Raw genomic sequence first — 17,688 nt, 5'->3', positions numbered from 1 at the left:
TGAAGCGCCGCCGGTCGGAGTTCCAGGCTCGGTTACGCGGCATCGACTTGGACGTTGTCGGTGACGCTGTTGCGCGAGCAGAGTGGCGCGGCGCCTACCAGGCGTGGCCGAAGCCGCGACCGCCACGGTGCAGATGCCGCGCCCGCAGGTGTTCACCTCCATCATCGGAGACTTCGGAGCAGCCGTACCGCCCCAGCAAAGTGGACCGCCCGCACCCGCTGAACCGGACCGGGCCTTGCGCCGGGGAACACCTCCACTCGTCCGAGTGCGCACTGTCCCTCGAAACGTTGACGCCCATTGCCCGAATGCCGTCCGCTGTGCCCTAATCTGATCGTGCGTCCGCGCTTCGTGACGCGGAACTGGATCATTCCGGTGGAGCCGCCATGACGATCTGGCTGGACCCGTCACCACCCGACGCATCCCGGCCGACGCAGCGATCCCGGCGACGGTCGCCGCCGGCCGCGCACACGGGCAGAAGGTGACGACCGTGCACGCGACTCGGCCACGTACGGACACGTCGCGCTCCGATCCGCGCGGTGTTCGTGTGCGGCCACGGCGGCGCGCCCTGCGCATCGGGATCGTCCTCGGCCGAACGGGTCGACTGGCACCGCTGGGCGAGCCGTTGGCCTACATCGTGGAGCGCTTCCGCGCGCTCGATCCACACGTCGGCGCCCACACGGTCGAGCTGGTCACCGCAGACCACGGGTCCACCGCGGCCGGTGCCCGATCGGCGGTGTGCCACCTGGCACGGCAGCAGGCCGCCATCGTCGTCTGCCTGGGTGGCACCACCGTGTTGCCCGTCATCGCCCGTGCGGCGGTCGAGTTGGGCCTGCCGTGCGTGTCGACAGCCCTGCCCTGGCAGGTCTACCGCGCCGCCGTCCAGCACGACGGCTGGGCGTACCACTTCTGCTGGGGTCTGGACGACATCGCGCGCACCTTCACCGACCTGTGGTCCCGCGTGTCCGGCACGGACCCCGTCGGTCTGCTGTGGAACGACGGCCCGCAGGGCACCGCACTGCGCACGCGTGACATGGGCTTCCTGCCCACGGCGTCGCGCGCCCGCAGGCTTGTCGACCCTGGCGGCTACCGCGAACCCGTCGACGACCTCACCCAGGCGGTGCGCGGCTTCGGCGATGCCGGTGTCCGGATAGTCAGCAGCGCGGCCACCACCGCCGACCTCGTCCGCTTCCGTGAGCAGTCCGGCGCGCTGGGTCTGCGGCTGGTCACCTGTTCCCGTTGGCTGGCCTACCCCTTCGGCGTCGACCACCCGGCCCTGGACCGGGTCGCCACCGTGGTCGCGTGGTCACCACGACACCACTGGGCGTCCGGTGTGGACGGAACCACCGCCGCCCGGCTCGCAACGGACTACCAGCGCGACACCGGGCGCGCCTGGCTCCCGCTGCTGGGCCTGGCGCACGCGCTGCTGGAGGTCGCGCTGCACGCGCTGCGCACGGCGGCCGACCCGCAGGACCGCTCAGCCGTCGGGCAGGCGCTGTGCGACGCCGCGGTCGACACCATCGCGGGCAGGCTCGACTGGTCTCGCGGTCCGGCACCGGGCATCGCCACCCTGGCGCTGGCCGGAGGCCAGTGGCACAACGCCGGCGGACGACCACGGCTGCGCATCGTGGCGACCGACCGGGTGGCCGCCGTGAACCTCGACGGCGAACTGAGGATCAGTCGGTGAGCGTGATGGTGAACTTGTAGGAGACGGGCTTCGTCAGGTCCCCGGCTTGTTTGACCGTGCTGGCCTCGCCACGGGCGTCGCGGTACGCGCCCGTGCCGCCGACGACCGCCATCGGCCCGTCCTTGAACGTAGTGACCTCCTGCACCGTGTAGACACGCAGGCTGGACAGGTGGATCTCGCCGTCGACCAGACGGAACGCCGAGGTGCAGTGCGCGGTCAACTCCGACAGCGCGACCTTGGCGATCAGGCAACTCGAATAGCCCTCGCCCACCTTGGTGCCGGCGGGGTCGAGCAGGTCGCCGCCGGCCACGAACGGTGCGCCGACGGCAGGCGTCGACGGCAGGCTCAGCACCCCGCGCTGGGCGATCAACTCGACCGTCCGGGCCGGTGCCGACTCCCGGTGTGCCGTCCGTTCCGCGGGACCGGCGCCGGCCGTGGCCGCGGGCAGCACGGCCACGACGGCAACGAGGACGCCGAACCGGAGCCAGGGACGTGCGAACGTCATGGACATAGTCACTCCTCGTTCTCTCACGCGTGCTGTCACGGTGGTGTCTGTCCCATCTGGACCAAGGCGATGCGGAACGCCTCCGGGGACACCGCCACGGTGCCCTGGAACGGGTGGTCCATGAGGTGGGTGAAGTACAGGGACGCGGCCACGAGCGCGGCCAGCACGCCGATCATCAACGCGTGCGGCAGGAAGGTGGGCGTGCCGAAAAACAAGGCGAAGCCGATGACCAGGATGCCGCCGACGATGAGCCCGACCCAGAAGAACCGGGGCACCGAGGGGGTCGCCTCGTTCAACCGCTCCCTGCGCATGGTGTTGACGGTGTTGACCCGTTCGATCATGGCCGAGTACAGGCCTTGCTGACGCGGTGTCTCGACCTCGATCGTCACGATCGCCCGGCGCATCCTCCTGGCCACCTCGTCCACGGCGGGACTCGCTCGGCCTTCCCGCAGCAACGGCCACTCCTCCACGATCACCGCCCGCGCGTAGTCGACGGTGATCGCCTGAAAGGCGGCCTTGTCCTCATCCGAGAACGCAGTGGAGGCGAAGTAGAGACCGGGCAACGCACTGGCCTCGGCGTAGGTGTTCTTCTTGGCCGCCTCCATGTCCTCCCACACGGCGACCACGACGAAAGCGACCAGGATCGCGTAGAAGGCGCCCACCGCCGCGAAGAAGTTCCCGGAGACGTCGTGGTACCGGGCCCGCGCCTCACGGGAGATCAAACGGTCCACCACCCCGGCCGCCAGGACGCTCGTGGCGACGACGCCACCCACGACCAGGACACTGCTCCACAGCATGCGCGTCTCCCTGGTGCTCGGCCCCTTCCCGACGCTACGGCGACCGACGTCGTGCAAGGCAGGAGCAGCACCGGTACTTCGCTCAGACGGGACGGTAATTCACCCTTTCGTGCACATGGCGAGCCCCTCGTTGCCGCAGGAACGGGTGAAGGTCAACCAACCGCCTGCACGCGGGGTTCGCACGCCCGCGGCATCCCTCGGCGACGTCGACCGGTAGGACGTGAGCTTGGGGGCGGTGCGCGCCCACCCTTCGCTGTCCGGCCAGGAAGGCGGCTCCACGTCCCGCACGCGCTCGGCGCCCACTGCGGCCGGGACACCATGGCCGACACCGACGCTGTGCCTGCCGATAACTCCATCCATGCAGGTTGAAGCCGTGCGTGGCGCGAGGGGGCCGAGTGCTCGTGAGTGCGACTGCAGGTCCGCAGTGTCCTCGGCTGACGCGGCATGATGACCGGCTGTGCTGCTCCGACTGGCCTTGTGCCTGCCGATAACCCCATCCATCGACCCCACCGAGCACTGCAACTCGCACCACCGCGACCAGACCTACCGACCGCAGAGCCGGGCTACACCTCGATACGCCGCCGACCAGTCCTCGGCGGCCTCATCAACGAGTACGAACCCACCGCAGCCTAACCGCAGGTCAGACCATGCGGCCGACTTCTGCACCCCACACCCAGCCGCAAGCGCCACAACTAAGCAGCGACACGCTACTAGCACCGCAGACTGATAGCTCGTGAGTGGGACTACTCCGCACGTCAATGCACCGGACGCCCACCGACACGAACCGCGATCAAGACGCTCGTACTAGGGCCGATGCGACACAGGTTCCCAGACGGCCGTCCCACCCGCTGTCGCATTGGAACGGTCGCCGGAACGCCCGCTGACCCAGCCGTTTCTCGGTGACCCGCATCACCGGCGTGCGGCCCTTCGGCGCTTAGGTCCGGCCGGGCAGTTCGGCATCCGAGCGCAGCTGTAACTCCGAAAATTCCATCCACGCGAGTAGCGAGCACGCGAAGCCCGAAGAGCTCGAAGCGCTCACGGGTTTCAGCTGCCATCCGTCCTGGCATCGACCAGCACGACATGATGACCGGCTATGCTACTACGACCGGCCAGCACCCGCCCCACCCTCTCACCGCCGAGCAGTTCTCTGCGCATAAGTCGAGGCCAACCGACGTTGCATATCGAGGTGTCGAAATTGATAGGAGGCACCTTCCTGGCGGAGCACCCCATGCACGGTGTGAGCGTCGGCCAGAAACTTCATGAACGCCAAGGGAATGTGCCCGCGCAAAGCTAAGCCAAGCCGGTTCGCTGTGTAGTGTAGCCATTGGGTCCGGCTCGCGGCGACCAGCGCTCCAGTTGCTAAACCGTAAGTCGCACCACCGACCGCAGCGCTGTGCCCGTGAAAATTTGTGCCCATTCCAGCCGTAAAGCCAATGGCTACGACGGCGGCGATCACAACCCCAGCAAAACACACTAAGAACGTCGTGCGATCTTGAGTTAGCACCTGCCTTGGAGAGCGCACAGGAGCGATCATCGACGGCGCATCCATGCCGTAGGCGACGCCGACAGCCATTCCAATGATCACACCCATAATACCGGCTTCACGGATCGTGAACTCACGTGCGCTAAGCAGCATGATTGCGCCGACACAAACCGTAGTCGCAAGTGCAAAGCCTCGTCGTGTGAAGCGCAAAGCCAGAGCCGGATTGCCAGAAGCTTGGCGGCGGGCCGTCAATTCTACGGTCAAGCCAACAACCAGCCCTACTGCAAGCCCGTAATGAGGAGTGTTGTAGACACCATTCACGAATCCGAAACCCAGTGCGGCAAACCTAGGGGTAGTAATCCAATCGCGTTGGTGCTGCCCGGTGCCGTAGCCTCGATACACTGTCCGATGCCGTCGAGGCGCAGCAACGGTGATCCACATTACGATACCGGCCAAGGCAGCAACTATCAAACAATCAGAGATCGACGCCGTATCAAGAGCTTGTCGGGCCGTCAGCATAGCGATCGCCAGCAGGGCGATCGCTATGCCGGTCCCTCGTCGCGCCAGCGTTAGATTGTCTATGCGTATAATAAGGGAAAATATCAGAATAAGAGAAAGAACGCTTATACTTCTCGTGGAAGCATACCACGACCAGTGCACATCCCCTGTGTTTTCGACCGGAATAAATAGCCATGCACTAACTACAATGACACACACTGACGTGAGCGCGAACGGTCCTGTTCTAGCGATCGAGGTTACTTCACCGGATCGAGCGGTGGCACACATCATCACTATCAGCACCAGCGTGCCGGCGAGAACACCATCCCTGACACTAAAGTAAAAGCCAACCGGGTATTCTGGTATGTTGCCGTACAAGGGGGTTAACAGGACAAAAGTAGCGATAGCCGTCATTGCTCCTGCTTTTTGCGCGCTCGGCAGTCGAGCCCTAAGCGGATACGCAAAACCTGCAGCAAGACCGACACTGATCAACAATGATGGCTGAGTCCACGGCGCGTTCAAGTAGAGGTCACCACCGAGGTCGATCGCCAAGCCACTACTGATAGCGACGATAGCGCTGGAGGAGAGAGCTGCATCAAACCGGCCGGTCAGCCACATCACTATACAGAAAACGAGTCCTACAGAAAGGGCTGCTATCGGCGCAAGTGCCCATGTCACAGGTCGAAAGTAGACGGACGAATAGAATACACCTGCCGCAATACCGGACCCTGCGGCTAATGCGCCGCAGGTGGCGATGATAAACCACTTCGACGGCATCATAGGCGTTTTGAGGAGATGGAGTCGCCACCATGCCAGATCCGTCGAACCGCGCTGATCTCTTTCCAAGTGATAGGCCAAGTAACCGAGCCACTTCGCAGCGTCGTCCGGATGCCAGCGCAATCGCCGGTTAGGATGCAATCGATAAGAAGCCGCGATAAATCCATCAAATAGGTGTTGCTCGATGGCAGTGCGATCACGCAGGCGTAGCAATTCATCCGGATGAGCCACACCGTCCGCGGTGTGATGTCCGGAAGAAGTGTTGTAGATAGTGCGCGCAAGCATGGCCATCAAAGGAGTCGCCAGTACTTCGGCGAGAACACCACCGTCCGCGACCGAACTAGCGACTCCATCCCATCTTCGTTTTCTGTTCGGCCCGCCTGAACTGCTGCGTAGATAGGCGACGAACTCACTGACATCCACGGGCAGTAAGCGAATCCCGGGTGCGCCGGTTAATGTGACTTCCACACCATCAAGTGGCCGCGTCGCCGCCCTATAAGCATCGGTACGGCTACTCAGAATTAATGGCTGACCGTGGTCTAACTCCTGGTTGAGTCGAGCAAGTGCACGACCGCGTAGCGACTCTGGAATTTCGTCCAAGCCGTCTAAGATCATGATGATCAGACCGTTATCAAACAAGGATTCGACCAGAGATCGTCCTATATTGCGTTCGCGTCTGAGTGCCGGATGGTCGACAGCGAGGCGTTCGCCGAGCCATGCTCGCAGGCTCCGCTCGTCAGGGTTCCAAGAGGCAATAGATACTAATATCGGAACTGGATCTCCTGGCACGCGTGCTGCTGGGTCTAATAGATCGATAACGAACCGGGCCAAAAGCATCGTCTTGCCTGCCCCAGGTTCACCTAGTACTACTAGTCTGCCGGTGGGAACTTTGCGCCACACTTCGACCAGGTTCTGACCATTTTCAGCTAAATGATCAGCTGAGTCGGCCCATGAATGGTCACCTCGTCGCCATCCAGAACCACGTGCTGCCAGACGGGCCACATCCGTCCAGTCGGCGACGAGATCGACGGGAGCCGGTTCCCACTTGATCGACAAGGGGTATGGATCGTTGAGGGCATGTCGCGTGATTTCGTCTCGCCACTGCTTACGTACCACTGCGGCCAGGCGGTCAACGATGACGGGAAGGTCCGCCACATCTGAGTCTCTCAACATGGACAACCGTCCGCCTGGACGCTGGCGCATCATCTCGATGGCGACGGCAACCATAGTCAGTAATCCGACAGCCATCCATACCACTGTCGGCCACCACGTCCACGCCTCGTCAACCGACACGGTGTTCGTGGCAACGTTGCCCACCAGTGCGATCGCGATCGCGACTACAGTAACGGTGGCGGTCGAAGGGCGCCAGGCCACGCGCGGCTCCATAACTGTTATTGGGTCTCAAGGACCTCAAAGATCGCATGCTGTACCGAACTTGTTACCCAACCGACACGATTGGCTCGGCTCAGACAGCCGTGTGGACCCCAACTTGCGCTTGATACTACTCCGACTTAGAACAAGTTATTCTCATACCAGGTTCGACGGAGACCGTCAACCCTCGATCATGAGGACTTTGGTGCCTGAAGGGAGGAATCCTGACCAACTGCGTAAGCGAGTCAACACCTAACCACTACACCCGGTACCACAACCGGCCACCGATTGAGCAGCTTTCACTCACCTCGCCATCCGCTGACGACCACCACTGCACCGCATGCCTAACGATTACCACCACCCTGCTGACCTGCACGGACGCTATCTTCGGCGAAGACAGGGTCGCCGCCCGCGTCATCAGCGGCCGGATCTGGTGACTGCTCGGCCAGATACAGGCAACAGGTACCGGGCAAGCTGGGCGGCGGCGAGGAGGTAGATGGAGCGGATCTCCGGGTGACTGGCCGAGCGCGGAGTCCGGCCCAGTCCCGCAAAGCCTAAAGGGTGCTGGAACTCCGCTCTGGGCGCTGCGCTGTGGTGATTCTGCCCCCTGGGCCTTAAGGGCGTGATCCTGCGGTATGGCGGTACGGCTGCGTACCTGAACTTCGTCCGACTCGGTGGTTGGCTGGTGCTCCTCGGCCGGGCCCCCGCGACCAAGGATGTCGAACTGCTCGTGCTACGACACGAAGTCGCCGTGCTACGCGGGACCACTCCGCGCCCGCGCCTGGAGTGGCCCGATAGCGCAGTGCTCACCGCGTTGACACGGCACCTGCCACGACTGATACGCGAGCACCGATTGATGACCCGGGCAACCTCCTGCGGTGGCATCGACGCCTTGTCGCGAAGAAGTGTGGTCGACCTCTACGCCATAGCGTAGCGATCCTGTGCCTGCCGATAACCTCATCCACGCAGGCAGGCAGAGGGCCCATGAAGCCCGGTCCTCGAAGCGCTCACTGGGCACGGCTTCCGTCCCCCGCGGCATCGACGCTAGAACGGCATGATGACCGGCTGTGCTGCTCCGACTGGCCTACCTCGGCGTGACCAACGCCTTCGCACTGCTGCGCCTGCTGCCCATGAGCGACCGGGACAAAGACACGGAAATCCTGGCGCTACGGCACCAGATCACCCTCCTGGAACGCCAACTCGGTGACGCCCGTCCGCGGTTCTCCCCCGGCGACCGGGCATTCCTCGCGGCACTGCTGCACCGACTCCCGGCCGATGCGCTTCGTCGGCTCCGACTACTGGTACGCCCGGAGACAGTGCTTCGGTGGCACCGCGACCTCCTCGCACGCCGCCATGCAGCCAGATCCCGTCCCAGGCGGCCCGGCCGTCCATGGACCGTCCGCTCGGTCCGGCTCCTGGTGCTGCGCCTGGCGCGGGAGAATCCCACCTGGGGCTACCGCCGCATCCACGGCGAACTCCTCGTGCTCGGCGTCAAGGTCGCAGCATCCACCGTCTGGCAAATCCTCAAGGACACAGGGATCGACCCCACTCTCGAGCGCACCTCGACGACATGGCCGGCCTTCCTCCGCTCCCAGGCCGAGGCTCTACTGGCCTGCGATTTCTTCGAGACCTCTACGTTGAGCGGCACCCGCCAGTACGTACTCGCGGTCATCGAGCACACCAGCCGCCGAATCAGAGTCCTGGGCACCACCGCACACCCCACCGCCTCCTGGGTCACCCAAGCCGCCAGGAACCTCGTCATGGACCTCGAAGACTCGGGCAAACACGCACGGTTCATGATCCGCGACCGGGACGGGAAGTACCCGGCACTGTTCGACGCCGTCCTCGCCGACGCGGGCATCCAGGTCATCCTCAGCGGCGTCCGCATCCCGCGCATGAACGCGATCATGGAACGCTGGATCCAAAGCTGCCGACGCGAACTCCTCGACCGCACACTCATATGGAACCAACAGCACCTACTCCACGCCCTACGCGAGTACGAGCGCTTCTACAACAACCACCGCCCCCACCAAGGCATCGCCAACGCCCGACCGCTACAACCACTGCCACAACCAGCGGCCGACCAAGCAGCCGTCACCCACCTCGACATCCGCAGGCGGCAACGACTGGGAGGCATCCTCAACGAGTACCACTACGCAGCCTGACCTGCACGGACGGTATTTTCGGCAAGCGCAGCGCTGGCCGAACGAGCGACGGCTGGCAATGCCGTCCTGATCGTCACGGCGGCCTACACGGGCATGCGCTGGGGTGAACTGGCCGGGCTGCAGTGGTCACGGGTCGACCTGGACAAGCAGGAGATCCACGTCGACGCCCTGCACGAACTGCACGGCAAGCTCCACCTCGGCCCGCCCAAGACCCCCGCCAGCGTCCGCACCGTGCACCTGCCCAAATTCCTCAGCGAACTGCTCGCCGAGCTGCGCTGCGAGAAACCCACGGCGCGGTTCGTGTTCACCGGGCAGGACGGCGGACTGCACCGGCGGTCCAACTTCCGCCGCCGGGTCTGGCTACCCGCCGTGCGGGGCGACTCGACCCTGGGACGGTCGCCGATCAAGCCGCACATGCACTTCCACGACCTGCGCCACACCCACAAGACCTGGATGATCGAAGACGGCGTCCCCGAAGTACTGCAGCACAAGAGGATCGGGCACAAGTTCCGCGGCGTCATGGGCGTCTACTCCCACGTCACCCGCCCGATGATCGACGCGATGCTCGCCGGACTCCAAGCCCGTTGGGAGCAGTATGGGAGCAAAACACTGTGACCTCTTCGGAGCGGCAAATGTGGTCAAGATCTTTTGCTCCCATTTTGCTCCCACGAACGATCAACGGCCCGCAGACGAAGATCGTCTACGAGCCGTTGACCAGGTAAAACACACTGTGGGCGATACTGGGATCGAACCAGTGACCTCTTCGGTGTGAATGAAGCCGATATAACGTCTCCGCCAGCACAAATAGAATTAGCGCAGGAAAAACGCGGCTATTGGGCGCCGTTGAATGCGGTTCAGCGCTATTCAGCGCGTCCGACGGCTCCCATTCTGCTCCCAGCACCCGCTCCCACGTGCTCCTGGAAGTCGTGAACTGCCGCCCGACTCACACGAACGACATTCCGGCAAACGCAACCCAGCAGCCGACAGGATCAGCCCAGCCACTGCACCAACAGCAGGTGCACCTCGCGCTGCTCCTCCAGGATCAAGTACACGACCTGACCCGCCCCATCCGGTCCGAAGCCCCAGTACCGCACCGCCGCGCCAGGATTGTCCTCGTGCTGCGGACGGCCGTTCCACGGCTGCAACTTCAACACCGCCAGCACCTCGGCATACGCCGACAGCGCCTCCACAGGCAGTGCGGCGACCTGCTCCAACGTCGCCGCGTCGGCACGACGCGATACACCGACTACTCGGCCCGCCCCTGACGCTGACGCAACAGCGCCTTCATCTCCTCCAACGACACCGCATCCGGATTGGCACCCAGGCGCTGGACCTGCTCGGCCTTGGCCAACATCCGGTAGTACGAGCCCGGGTCGCGCAACTCCCCGTAGGCGATGTGCCGCCACTTGCCCAACAGATCCCGTATCCCGGCCAGGTCCTTCGACACCTTGGCCCGCTCCAACACCAGCTCCCACTCACGATCGAACTCCGCCACCAGCATCGGCGTCAACGCAGCCCGAATCGCCACCGGATCAGCCGCAGGCACCACCGGATCGCCACCGGCCGGCATCGACGCAGCAGGAGAGGCCATACCCCACCCTAACGACCAACCGCCACGAACGTCCGCCCGTCGTCGATCACGACCGGGAAGCCACCACAGTGAAAGTGTCTGAAAGATACTCACGACCGACAGCTTGAGCACGAGCCTTCACAGACCGCCGGTCCATACGTCAATACGCCGCCGAACCATCCTCGGCGGCCTGATCAACGAGCATGAACCCACAGCAGCATAAGCGCAGGTCAGCTCGCGTGGCCGACTATTGGCACCTCACAGGGAACCCAAGCGGCTCCGACTGCGGTTGTTCTCGTTGCCCACCCAGCGAGCCCGCCGCTCGCGCCGTGTCACGCTGCACCTACCCGCGCGTGCGCCCTGGGCCGAGCTGCTCTGCAACGGCCTCGCCCGGCTGCGCGCGCTCACCGCCCCAGGCTGAGCGACCGCGAACAGCGTGACGCACCTGTCGCGGTGAACACCGCCCGCAACCAGAGCGATGAGTGCGCGCCCCGCGCGGGCAACTCCTCTCCGTGCGCGACCCAGCACTGTCTGTGGCAGAATCTGGCCCGACGATGACGACGAGCGTCACGGTCATTAGGACAAGGGGGCTACGGAGCCGCGGACTTAATGCCTCGGATCAGAAGCGTGTTGCCACCGCGGACAGCCGAGTCGTTCGAGAAGCATGCCTGATCGCGGCTGCGCAGTCGTGGCCTAAGTAACCACGCAGCGACCATCTGCGAAAGGGAACGGCTCATGACAGCAGTGGCCGAAGTGACGTCTCCGCCCCCTACTCAGCCGCTGGAGCTCCACGCGAACAGCGTGCTGAGCCAGGACATCATCACGTCTGCAAGCATCATCGTCGAGTCGACGAGTCCGGCCCCGGTCGCGTCGTTCATCAACCCCTCCCACGGTGCAGCCGAGGCCTTGGCCGTCGTGAACAAGCAGGTCTGCCACATCAGCCGCGACCGGCAGACCGACAGCGGCTGGCGCGCCACGCCCCTCTTCTCTGGTCAGGCGGCCGATCAGGTCGCCGCCTGCGTCCCGTTCCAGAACACCGTCTACGGGTTCTTCGTCGACAGCGGGGGCCAGCTCCACTCCGCCACCCTCGGATCGGATGGGGTGACTTGGTCGGCGCCGATCGCAGTGACCGGCGGGGCCCTGTCTCATCCGCGTGTCGCCTACACGACCGAGGGCGCTGCGGTCATCTACGGGTTGACGGCGAAGGGCGACCTGGTGACGGCGCACCAGACGGGGATGACCGATCCCTTCGTCGCCACCGTCCACGACGTGCAAGGCGCCCTCTCCGGTGACGATTTCCAGCTCTGCATGACCGACGAGGCGTCCTTCTCAATCCTCGCTAACATCGGCGGGAAAGCGCACACGGTCGTCGGCGACATCACCCAGGCCAACGTGGTGGGCCCGTCTCCCGTCACGCAGTTCACGGCGACGGTCGGGCACGTGGCCCTGGGCTACGCGAGCCCGTCCGGTCTGGGCACGACGGCCATCTTCGTGTTCGTAGGCCAGGACGAGCAGAAGCGCTCGGCGCTGCACTGCTGGGCCCAGGCCGGCACGAGCACCGCCGTGGTGCAGAAAATCGGCAACGGATCCATGTCTGGCGCAACTGGTCACGTCGCCGAGGACGGCTCACTGCACGTGTACGCGGTCGACAGCGAGCTCGGCCTCTGGGTGCTGCACCAGTCGGTCAATCAACCATGGCGGGATGACGGCACTCCCAACTGGGCCCCCTTCCTCCCTCTCGACAAGGGCATCGGGCGGGTCGTGAGCGACATGAACCCAGCCGCGGCTCCGTCGCTGTTCGCCGTCGACGGCGGTGACTTCTCGCTGCGCTTGCACGAGCTCGACGCCACGTCGCGCATGTGGAAGACCCAGCAGGTCCTCCGACACGAGACCAAGGCCTACGAGGTGTCGCGCCACCGTGTCGAGGTTCGCGTCGTCGACGCGAACGCCCGGGCCTTGGCGAACCACGAGGTCACCGTGGCAGTCGAGAAGGGCTGCTCGGCGGTCGAGGTGTGGGCTGGAGGCGGCCTCCATCTCGTCAACGAGAAGGGAGCCACGCTCACCACCGACATCTTCGGCAAGCTCACGATGGCCATTACCGCCACCGAGCACGGGCTGGCCTGCCCCAACCTGGTGGTGAGCTGCGAGGGGCTGCCCGAGGCGGCGACCGTCCGGCCTGCGGGTGGACTCCACGAGTACCTCTCCGGCAAGGGAACGCTCAACCCCACCAACCCGTCCGACCGCGGTGGTGGTCCCCTGGCGCCGTTCACGAGCGACGGCGCCACCCTGAAGGCGGCCAAGGTAAACGGCGCGTTGCTCGCCCCCGGTGCCAGCGACAGCAAGGATCCCGATACCGCCACGAACGTCGCGTCCGCGATCCAGTATGGGGCCCTCGTGGCCTTGGGCACTCCCCCGCCCGGCGTCCATGGGTTCGGCGGCTCTTTGATGAAGGACCAGACGTCGTTCGAGCTGTTCCACGATGAGGCGGCCCTCCGGGCGCACTCCGGAGGAGCGGGGCTCCACCAGCTGGGCAGCTTCTGGGACGACCTCAAGCACTTCTTCGGTGACATCTTCGAAGGCATCAAGAACTTCGTTGTCAAGGTCGCCCACTTCGTGGTGGACGTCGCCCGCAAGATCGTCGAGTTCACCCTCGACTTCGCGGAGTTCGTCGGTAAGGCGCTCCACTTGCCGATCGACGGGATCGAAAAGGCCGCTAGCTTCATGCACGGCTTCTTCAACTCCGTCGATGCCGACATCGACAAGGTCGTCGAATGGCTGGAGGCGCTCTTCGACTTCGGCGCCATCTGGCGCACGAAGATGGCGATCCAGCAGAGCGTGGAGGGCATCGCTCCGTACCTGGTGGGGCTCGCCGGCCAGGTGCAGACCGTCGCCGACGGGTGGTTCGCGCAGCAGAAGCACAACGTCAACGACGCCTTCGACGCCATTCAGAAGGACTACGCCGGGAAGACCTTTAGCGACCTCGGACACTGGCAGAACCCCAGCGCACCAACGTCGAATGATCCGGTCGCCGGGAAGGCAGCGCCGACCGACGTCGTCGCCAACCCTCACCACAACTGGCTCCACGACAAGGTGGCGGCATACCCACCCGACACATCCGCTTTCAGAATGAGTGGCGCCGTCGACGATCTCTGGAAGACGGTGGAGAGCCATCTGTCCGACAGTGGGAGCGAGTTCCAGAAAGCGCTGGACAAGTTCCGGGACGCGGTTTGGGTGACCGTGACCGATCCGGCCGACTTCTCCACCAAAGCCGTTCCCGACCTGATCGAGATGGCCAGGGAGGTGACGCTCGCCGTCCTCGACTTGATGGACACCATCGTCGATGCGGTCGTGACGCTCCTTGGCGCCGGCGTCGAGCAGCTTGACAAGTTGTTCCGCGAAGAGCTGCCGCTGGGCTTCCTGAACATTCTGTGGAAGTGGATGGCGGAAGCCGCCGGGTACCCCAACGACGCGACGCTCAACATGTATTCGCTGGGTGCGCTCGCGGCCGCAGTGCCCTGCACGCTCGTCTACAAGCTTGTGGAAGGTGTCGAGCACGAGCCGTTTCCGACCGGCAAGCTGCCCACCGCCCTCACCGGTCCGATGACGAACCAGCTCGGTTCTCCGATGCCGTGGGGCTGCGCCCTGGCCTCCGACATCACCCGGATGGTGCAGGTCATCCCGGCTACTGCCGCCGACATCTTGGCGTCGAACTGTCCGGGCTGGCTGACGGGACTCAACGTCGTGTTCAGCGGCGCCGTCTGGGGCCTGCGTCACGGGTATCCGGATCAGTGGAAAGAGCTCGCCTTCGCTGCGGCGCTTTCTGGCCCTCCGCTCCTGGTCTTCACCTTCAAAGCCGTCGAGGCGTGGCGCACGCTGCACAAGGATGACTCCAATGACATCATCGCTTTCCTGAGCACGGCGGCCGGTCTGGCGTCCTTGGGTTACGGGATCTACCTCGACTCGACCCAACACCAGAGGCCGGGCGCGGCGATCGCCAGCATCCTCACGGCCTTCCCGATGATGTTCGGCTGGCTCACGTTGTCACCGATCCGGATGAACGTCGAGCTGGCGCCATTTGCCATCGCCAGCAGCGTCCTCGTCGACTTCATCGGCTATCTCGGTGGCGGGCTGGAGCTACTCCTGGACACCGTGCAGGTCAAGGGTACGCAAGCGGTCGCAGAGGGGACTGAGTAAGAGATGCTCACCACCGAAAGTATCGCGCAGGCGCTACAAGACCCATCCGCCACCAACGGATGGGACGCCGTGTTCGCCATGAACCTCGAACAGGTCAATGCCCTTTTCTTCCAGGAGTTCCTGGAGATCGGGTCCACCAACAACAGGGCCGAGACGCTCCTTCGCTGCGCCTTGAGCGACGGCGACACATCGATGCTGATCCTCGATGCCACGCTAGGCCCGCCCTCTCTCTCCGTGCAGGCACAGGACTCGACTGCCAAGGTCGAGATGGAGTTGATGAGCGGCGCACTCGTCACGCTCGACCTGAACACGTTGGCATTCGTCAGCGCGGCCTTGGTTCGCCCGAACGAGTCGAAGCTCACGGGGCCACTGACGCTCGCCAAGGTGAAGGGCGAGGTGAACCAGCTCGGTGCCGTCGTCATGGACCTGGGGGCCTCGGCCTACTCACCGACCGTAAGCGGCATCGATCCCGCATCGGTGCTGAACACGAGGCTCGGCGACGCCGCGCGCACCTACTTCCGCGACAACGCCGCCACCTACACCCTCGGCATCATCGGCAACGAGCCGGTGGCGCCGTCACTGACCCCCACGTCCTTCAGGGTCACGACCCAGAAGCACCCGACGAAGCCCGACAGCTGCGTCCTCCTGCTCATCAAAACCGACGGCCAGGAAGGTCCCGTCGCTCCCTTGGCTGAGTATCCCATCCCGGACGACGCCAAGGTCGCCTTGCTGATCTCCCAGCCCTCCTTGTTCGGTGCGCTGAGCAACGACCTCGACAACACCTTCTCGCCCTTCGGCACGAAGTTCAGCCGCAAGCAGGCGGAAAACGTTTCGTGGATCGTCGGCTCGGGCGGCGCGATCACGTCCGGCCCCTTCGGAACACAATACTACGAGAACCAATGGAACGAGTACTACAACGCCGGCCAGCCGCCATGGACGAGTGACGCAGGTGGCAACCTGGCCGCCGTGCAGATGCCGTTGAGTGGCTTCAACCTGACGGTATCGAGCGGTCAGCTCGTCGCCGCGTGGACGACGCAGTTCAGCCAAGAAGTAACCGGACTCATGGAAAGTTTCCATTTCAATCCCAAAGGCGAACCCGTCGTATTCACCTTTTCCATCACCTCCCCGTCGACGCTCGAAATCGACTACAGCTGCACAGGCGGAACACCCACCGTCGATCCTGCCTCGAGCAAGGTGTCGTTCGCGTTCTCGAGTCCTTCGGTCTCCCTGAAGGTCGTGGAGGAACCGTCTGGTTGGGAGCAGTTCTGGTGCCAAGCACGGACCTACACCGATGAGATGATCGAGGTCTCTACGAAGGCTCTGCTGAACACGCTCAAGTCGTTCACCCTGGCGACGATCGACGCCTTTCGCCTGAAGAGCCTCCTCTTCCAGTCGCCCCACACAGTCCAACTGACGAAGGCGGCGCTGCCCAACGGCGTCTACCTGACAGGCAACGCAGTGATGCCGATCGCCGTGACGCCCGCGACGACGACAGTTCCGCCGGGCGGCACAGTCCAGTTCACAGCGACCGCACCAGGCCAAGCGAAGATCATGTGGCAGTCCAAGCCGATCGGCGTCGGCTCCATCGACCGCGACACGGGCGTGTACAAGGCACCGGCCAGCATCTCGTCGGCGCAGATCGTCGTGGTCACGGCGATCGACAGCGCAGACCTCACCGTGCACGGCAGCGCGATGGCGCTCGTCGCGAACACTCCGGCCCCACAGGGCGTCGACGTCCAACCGGCGATGTCGCTGGTAGCGCCCGGCCACATCGTCCGACTGTCGACCACCGACGCCACCGGCAGGGCGCTCACCGCCACGTGGACGCTCTCGCCGAGCACTGGCTCGGTCAAGCAAGGACGGAAGCAGGGCGAGTACATGTACGTGGCGCCCGGCCGGATCGACGAGGTCACCGACGTGATCTTGCAGGCGGTGAACACCGCCAACGCGGCCGAGACCGGCACGGCAACGGTCCGGGTGATGCCGCCGAGCACCATCGACGTGCAGCCGGCGAACGCGACGGTCAACTTCGGGGCCAAGCTCGCCTTGACTGCAACCGTGGACACCGGCGACGCCGACAAGCTCCGCTGGGTCGTGTACCCAGCCGACTCGGGCACGGTCGTGGCCGACCACGACGATCCCAAGAAGGCGACCTACACAGCGCCCGCCGAGGCCACGAGCGGCAACATCGTGACCATCGTCGCGTACCTGGTTGACGACGACACCGCCGGGTCAGGCTCTACGACGATCACGCTGCCGTCATAGCGTCGAGTCGTGCTGACCTGAGGCGTGAAGTTGTCCCCGAAGACCGGACACCGGATTTCATGCCACGAGGGCGAGACCTTGACGATAGCCGACGCGGACTTCGTGCGGCGTGCGGTAGCCGAGTGTCGAATGTAGACGGTCGTGGTTGTAGTAGCCCAGGTAGGCGAACACGTCCCGTCGGGCGTCGCCGCAGGTCTTCCAGACCGTCGTGCCGATCTCGGTCTTGAGGGTAGCGAAGAACGACTCCGCGACCGCGTTATCGAAGCACGACCCGGTCCGACCCTGTGCCTGCCGATAACCCCATCCATGCAGGTGAGAGCGCGGTTTCGAGACCACCACCCTGAACGGCACCCGCCTCTACGTGCTCGCGGTGATCGAG

At 64.5% G+C, this 17,688-nt stretch carries 11 protein-coding genes; 5 read left to right on the top strand and 6 right to left on the bottom strand.

Annotated features, from left to right (window positions below; all coding sequences use genetic code 11):
* Positions 1-544: 544 nt before the first annotated feature.
* Positions 545-1,684, top strand: a complete 1,140-nt coding sequence (locus tag AB0K14_RS19545; RefSeq protein WP_360459564.1) for an ABC transporter substrate-binding protein — start codon at positions 545-547, stop codon at positions 1,682-1,684.
* Here AB0K14_RS19545 and AB0K14_RS19540 read toward each other — a convergent pair.
* The 3 genes from AB0K14_RS19540 to AB0K14_RS19530 form a co-directional block, all read right to left on the bottom strand.
* Positions 1,674-2,189 carry a dirigent protein gene (locus AB0K14_RS19540; protein WP_360459566.1) on the bottom strand — a complete coding sequence of 172 codons (516 nt, stop codon included), beginning with the start codon at positions 2,187-2,189 and terminating at the stop codon, positions 1,674-1,676. The two genes, AB0K14_RS19545 and AB0K14_RS19540, sit on opposite strands and share 11 nt — an antisense overlap.
* Positions 2,190-2,224: 35 nt before the next feature.
* Positions 2,225-2,986 (bottom strand): hypothetical protein, encoded by a 762-nt coding sequence (locus AB0K14_RS19535; RefSeq protein ID WP_360459568.1) that lies wholly within the window; start codon positions 2,984-2,986, stop codon positions 2,225-2,227.
* 1,129 nt (positions 2,987-4,115) lie between these two features.
* A complete protein-coding gene (locus AB0K14_RS19530) occupies positions 4,116-7,118 on the bottom strand; it encodes an NACHT domain-containing protein (protein WP_360459570.1) in 3,003 nt (1,000 codons plus the stop codon).
* Positions 7,119-8,182: 1,064 nt separating this feature from the next.
* Here AB0K14_RS19530 and AB0K14_RS19525 point away from each other — a divergent pair.
* Both AB0K14_RS19525 and AB0K14_RS19520 read left to right on the top strand, forming a co-directional pair.
* Complete coding sequence (locus AB0K14_RS19525) at positions 8,183-9,280, top strand: integrase core domain-containing protein (protein WP_360459572.1); 1,098 nt, start codon at positions 8,183-8,185, stop codon at positions 9,278-9,280.
* Positions 9,281-9,313: 33 nt separating this feature from the next.
* Positions 9,314-9,895 carry a site-specific integrase gene (locus tag AB0K14_RS19520; RefSeq protein WP_360459611.1) on the top strand — a complete coding sequence of 194 codons (582 nt, stop codon included), beginning with the start codon at positions 9,314-9,316 and terminating at the stop codon, positions 9,893-9,895.
* A 374-nt stretch (positions 9,896-10,269) separates the two neighbouring features.
* Here AB0K14_RS19520 and AB0K14_RS19515 read toward each other — a convergent pair whose 3' ends face one another.
* Positions 10,270-10,434 (bottom strand): hypothetical protein, encoded by a 165-nt coding sequence (locus AB0K14_RS19515; protein WP_360459574.1) that lies wholly within the window; start codon positions 10,432-10,434, stop codon positions 10,270-10,272.
* Between the two features lie 92 nt (positions 10,435-10,526).
* Entirely contained in the window at positions 10,527-10,871 is a 345-nt protein-coding gene (locus tag AB0K14_RS19510; protein WP_360459576.1) for a DUF6247 family protein, read from the bottom strand.
* A 714-nt stretch (positions 10,872-11,585) separates the two neighbouring features.
* Here AB0K14_RS19510 and AB0K14_RS19505 point away from each other — a divergent pair.
* Complete coding sequence (locus AB0K14_RS19505) at positions 11,586-15,044, top strand: hypothetical protein (protein ID WP_360459578.1); 3,459 nt, start codon at positions 11,586-11,588, stop codon at positions 15,042-15,044.
* 3 nt (positions 15,045-15,047) lie between these two features.
* The gene (locus AB0K14_RS19500; RefSeq protein WP_360459580.1) at positions 15,048-17,309 is read left to right on the top strand and encodes a hypothetical protein; all 2,262 of its coding nucleotides are present in this window, start codon (positions 15,048-15,050) and stop codon (positions 17,307-17,309) included.
* A gap of 57 nt (positions 17,310-17,366) precedes the next feature.
* Here the strand turns inward: AB0K14_RS19500 and AB0K14_RS19495 are convergent, their stop codons facing one another.
* Positions 17,367-17,660 carry an integrase core domain-containing protein gene (locus AB0K14_RS19495; protein WP_360459582.1) on the bottom strand — a complete coding sequence of 98 codons (294 nt, stop codon included), beginning with the start codon at positions 17,658-17,660 and terminating at the stop codon, positions 17,367-17,369.
* Positions 17,661-17,688 lie beyond the last annotated feature (28 nt).

Source organism: Actinosynnema sp. NPDC050801 (genome assembly GCF_040673975.1).
Taxonomy (GTDB): Bacteria; Actinomycetota; Actinomycetes; order Mycobacteriales; family Pseudonocardiaceae; genus Actinosynnema.
This window is presented reverse-complemented; position numbering and strand designations above follow the sequence as displayed.

Excerpts from the sequence above, each read along its gene's own strand:
- AB0K14_RS19505 (WP_360459578.1), top strand. The coding sequence starts at position 11,586 with ATGACAGCAGTGGCCGAAGTGACGTCTCCGCCCCCTACTCAGCCGCTG.
- AB0K14_RS19540 (WP_360459566.1), bottom strand. The coding sequence starts at position 2,189 with ATGACGTTCGCACGTCCCTGGCTCCGGTTCGGCGTCCTCGTTGCCGTC.
- AB0K14_RS19535 (WP_360459568.1), bottom strand. The coding sequence starts at position 2,986 with ATGCTGTGGAGCAGTGTCCTGGTCGTGGGTGGCGTCGTCGCCACGAGC.
- AB0K14_RS19510 (WP_360459576.1), bottom strand. The coding sequence starts at position 10,871 with ATGGCCTCTCCTGCTGCGTCGATGCCGGCCGGTGGCGATCCGGTGGTG.
- AB0K14_RS19500 (WP_360459580.1), top strand. The coding sequence starts at position 15,048 with ATGCTCACCACCGAAAGTATCGCGCAGGCGCTACAAGACCCATCCGCC.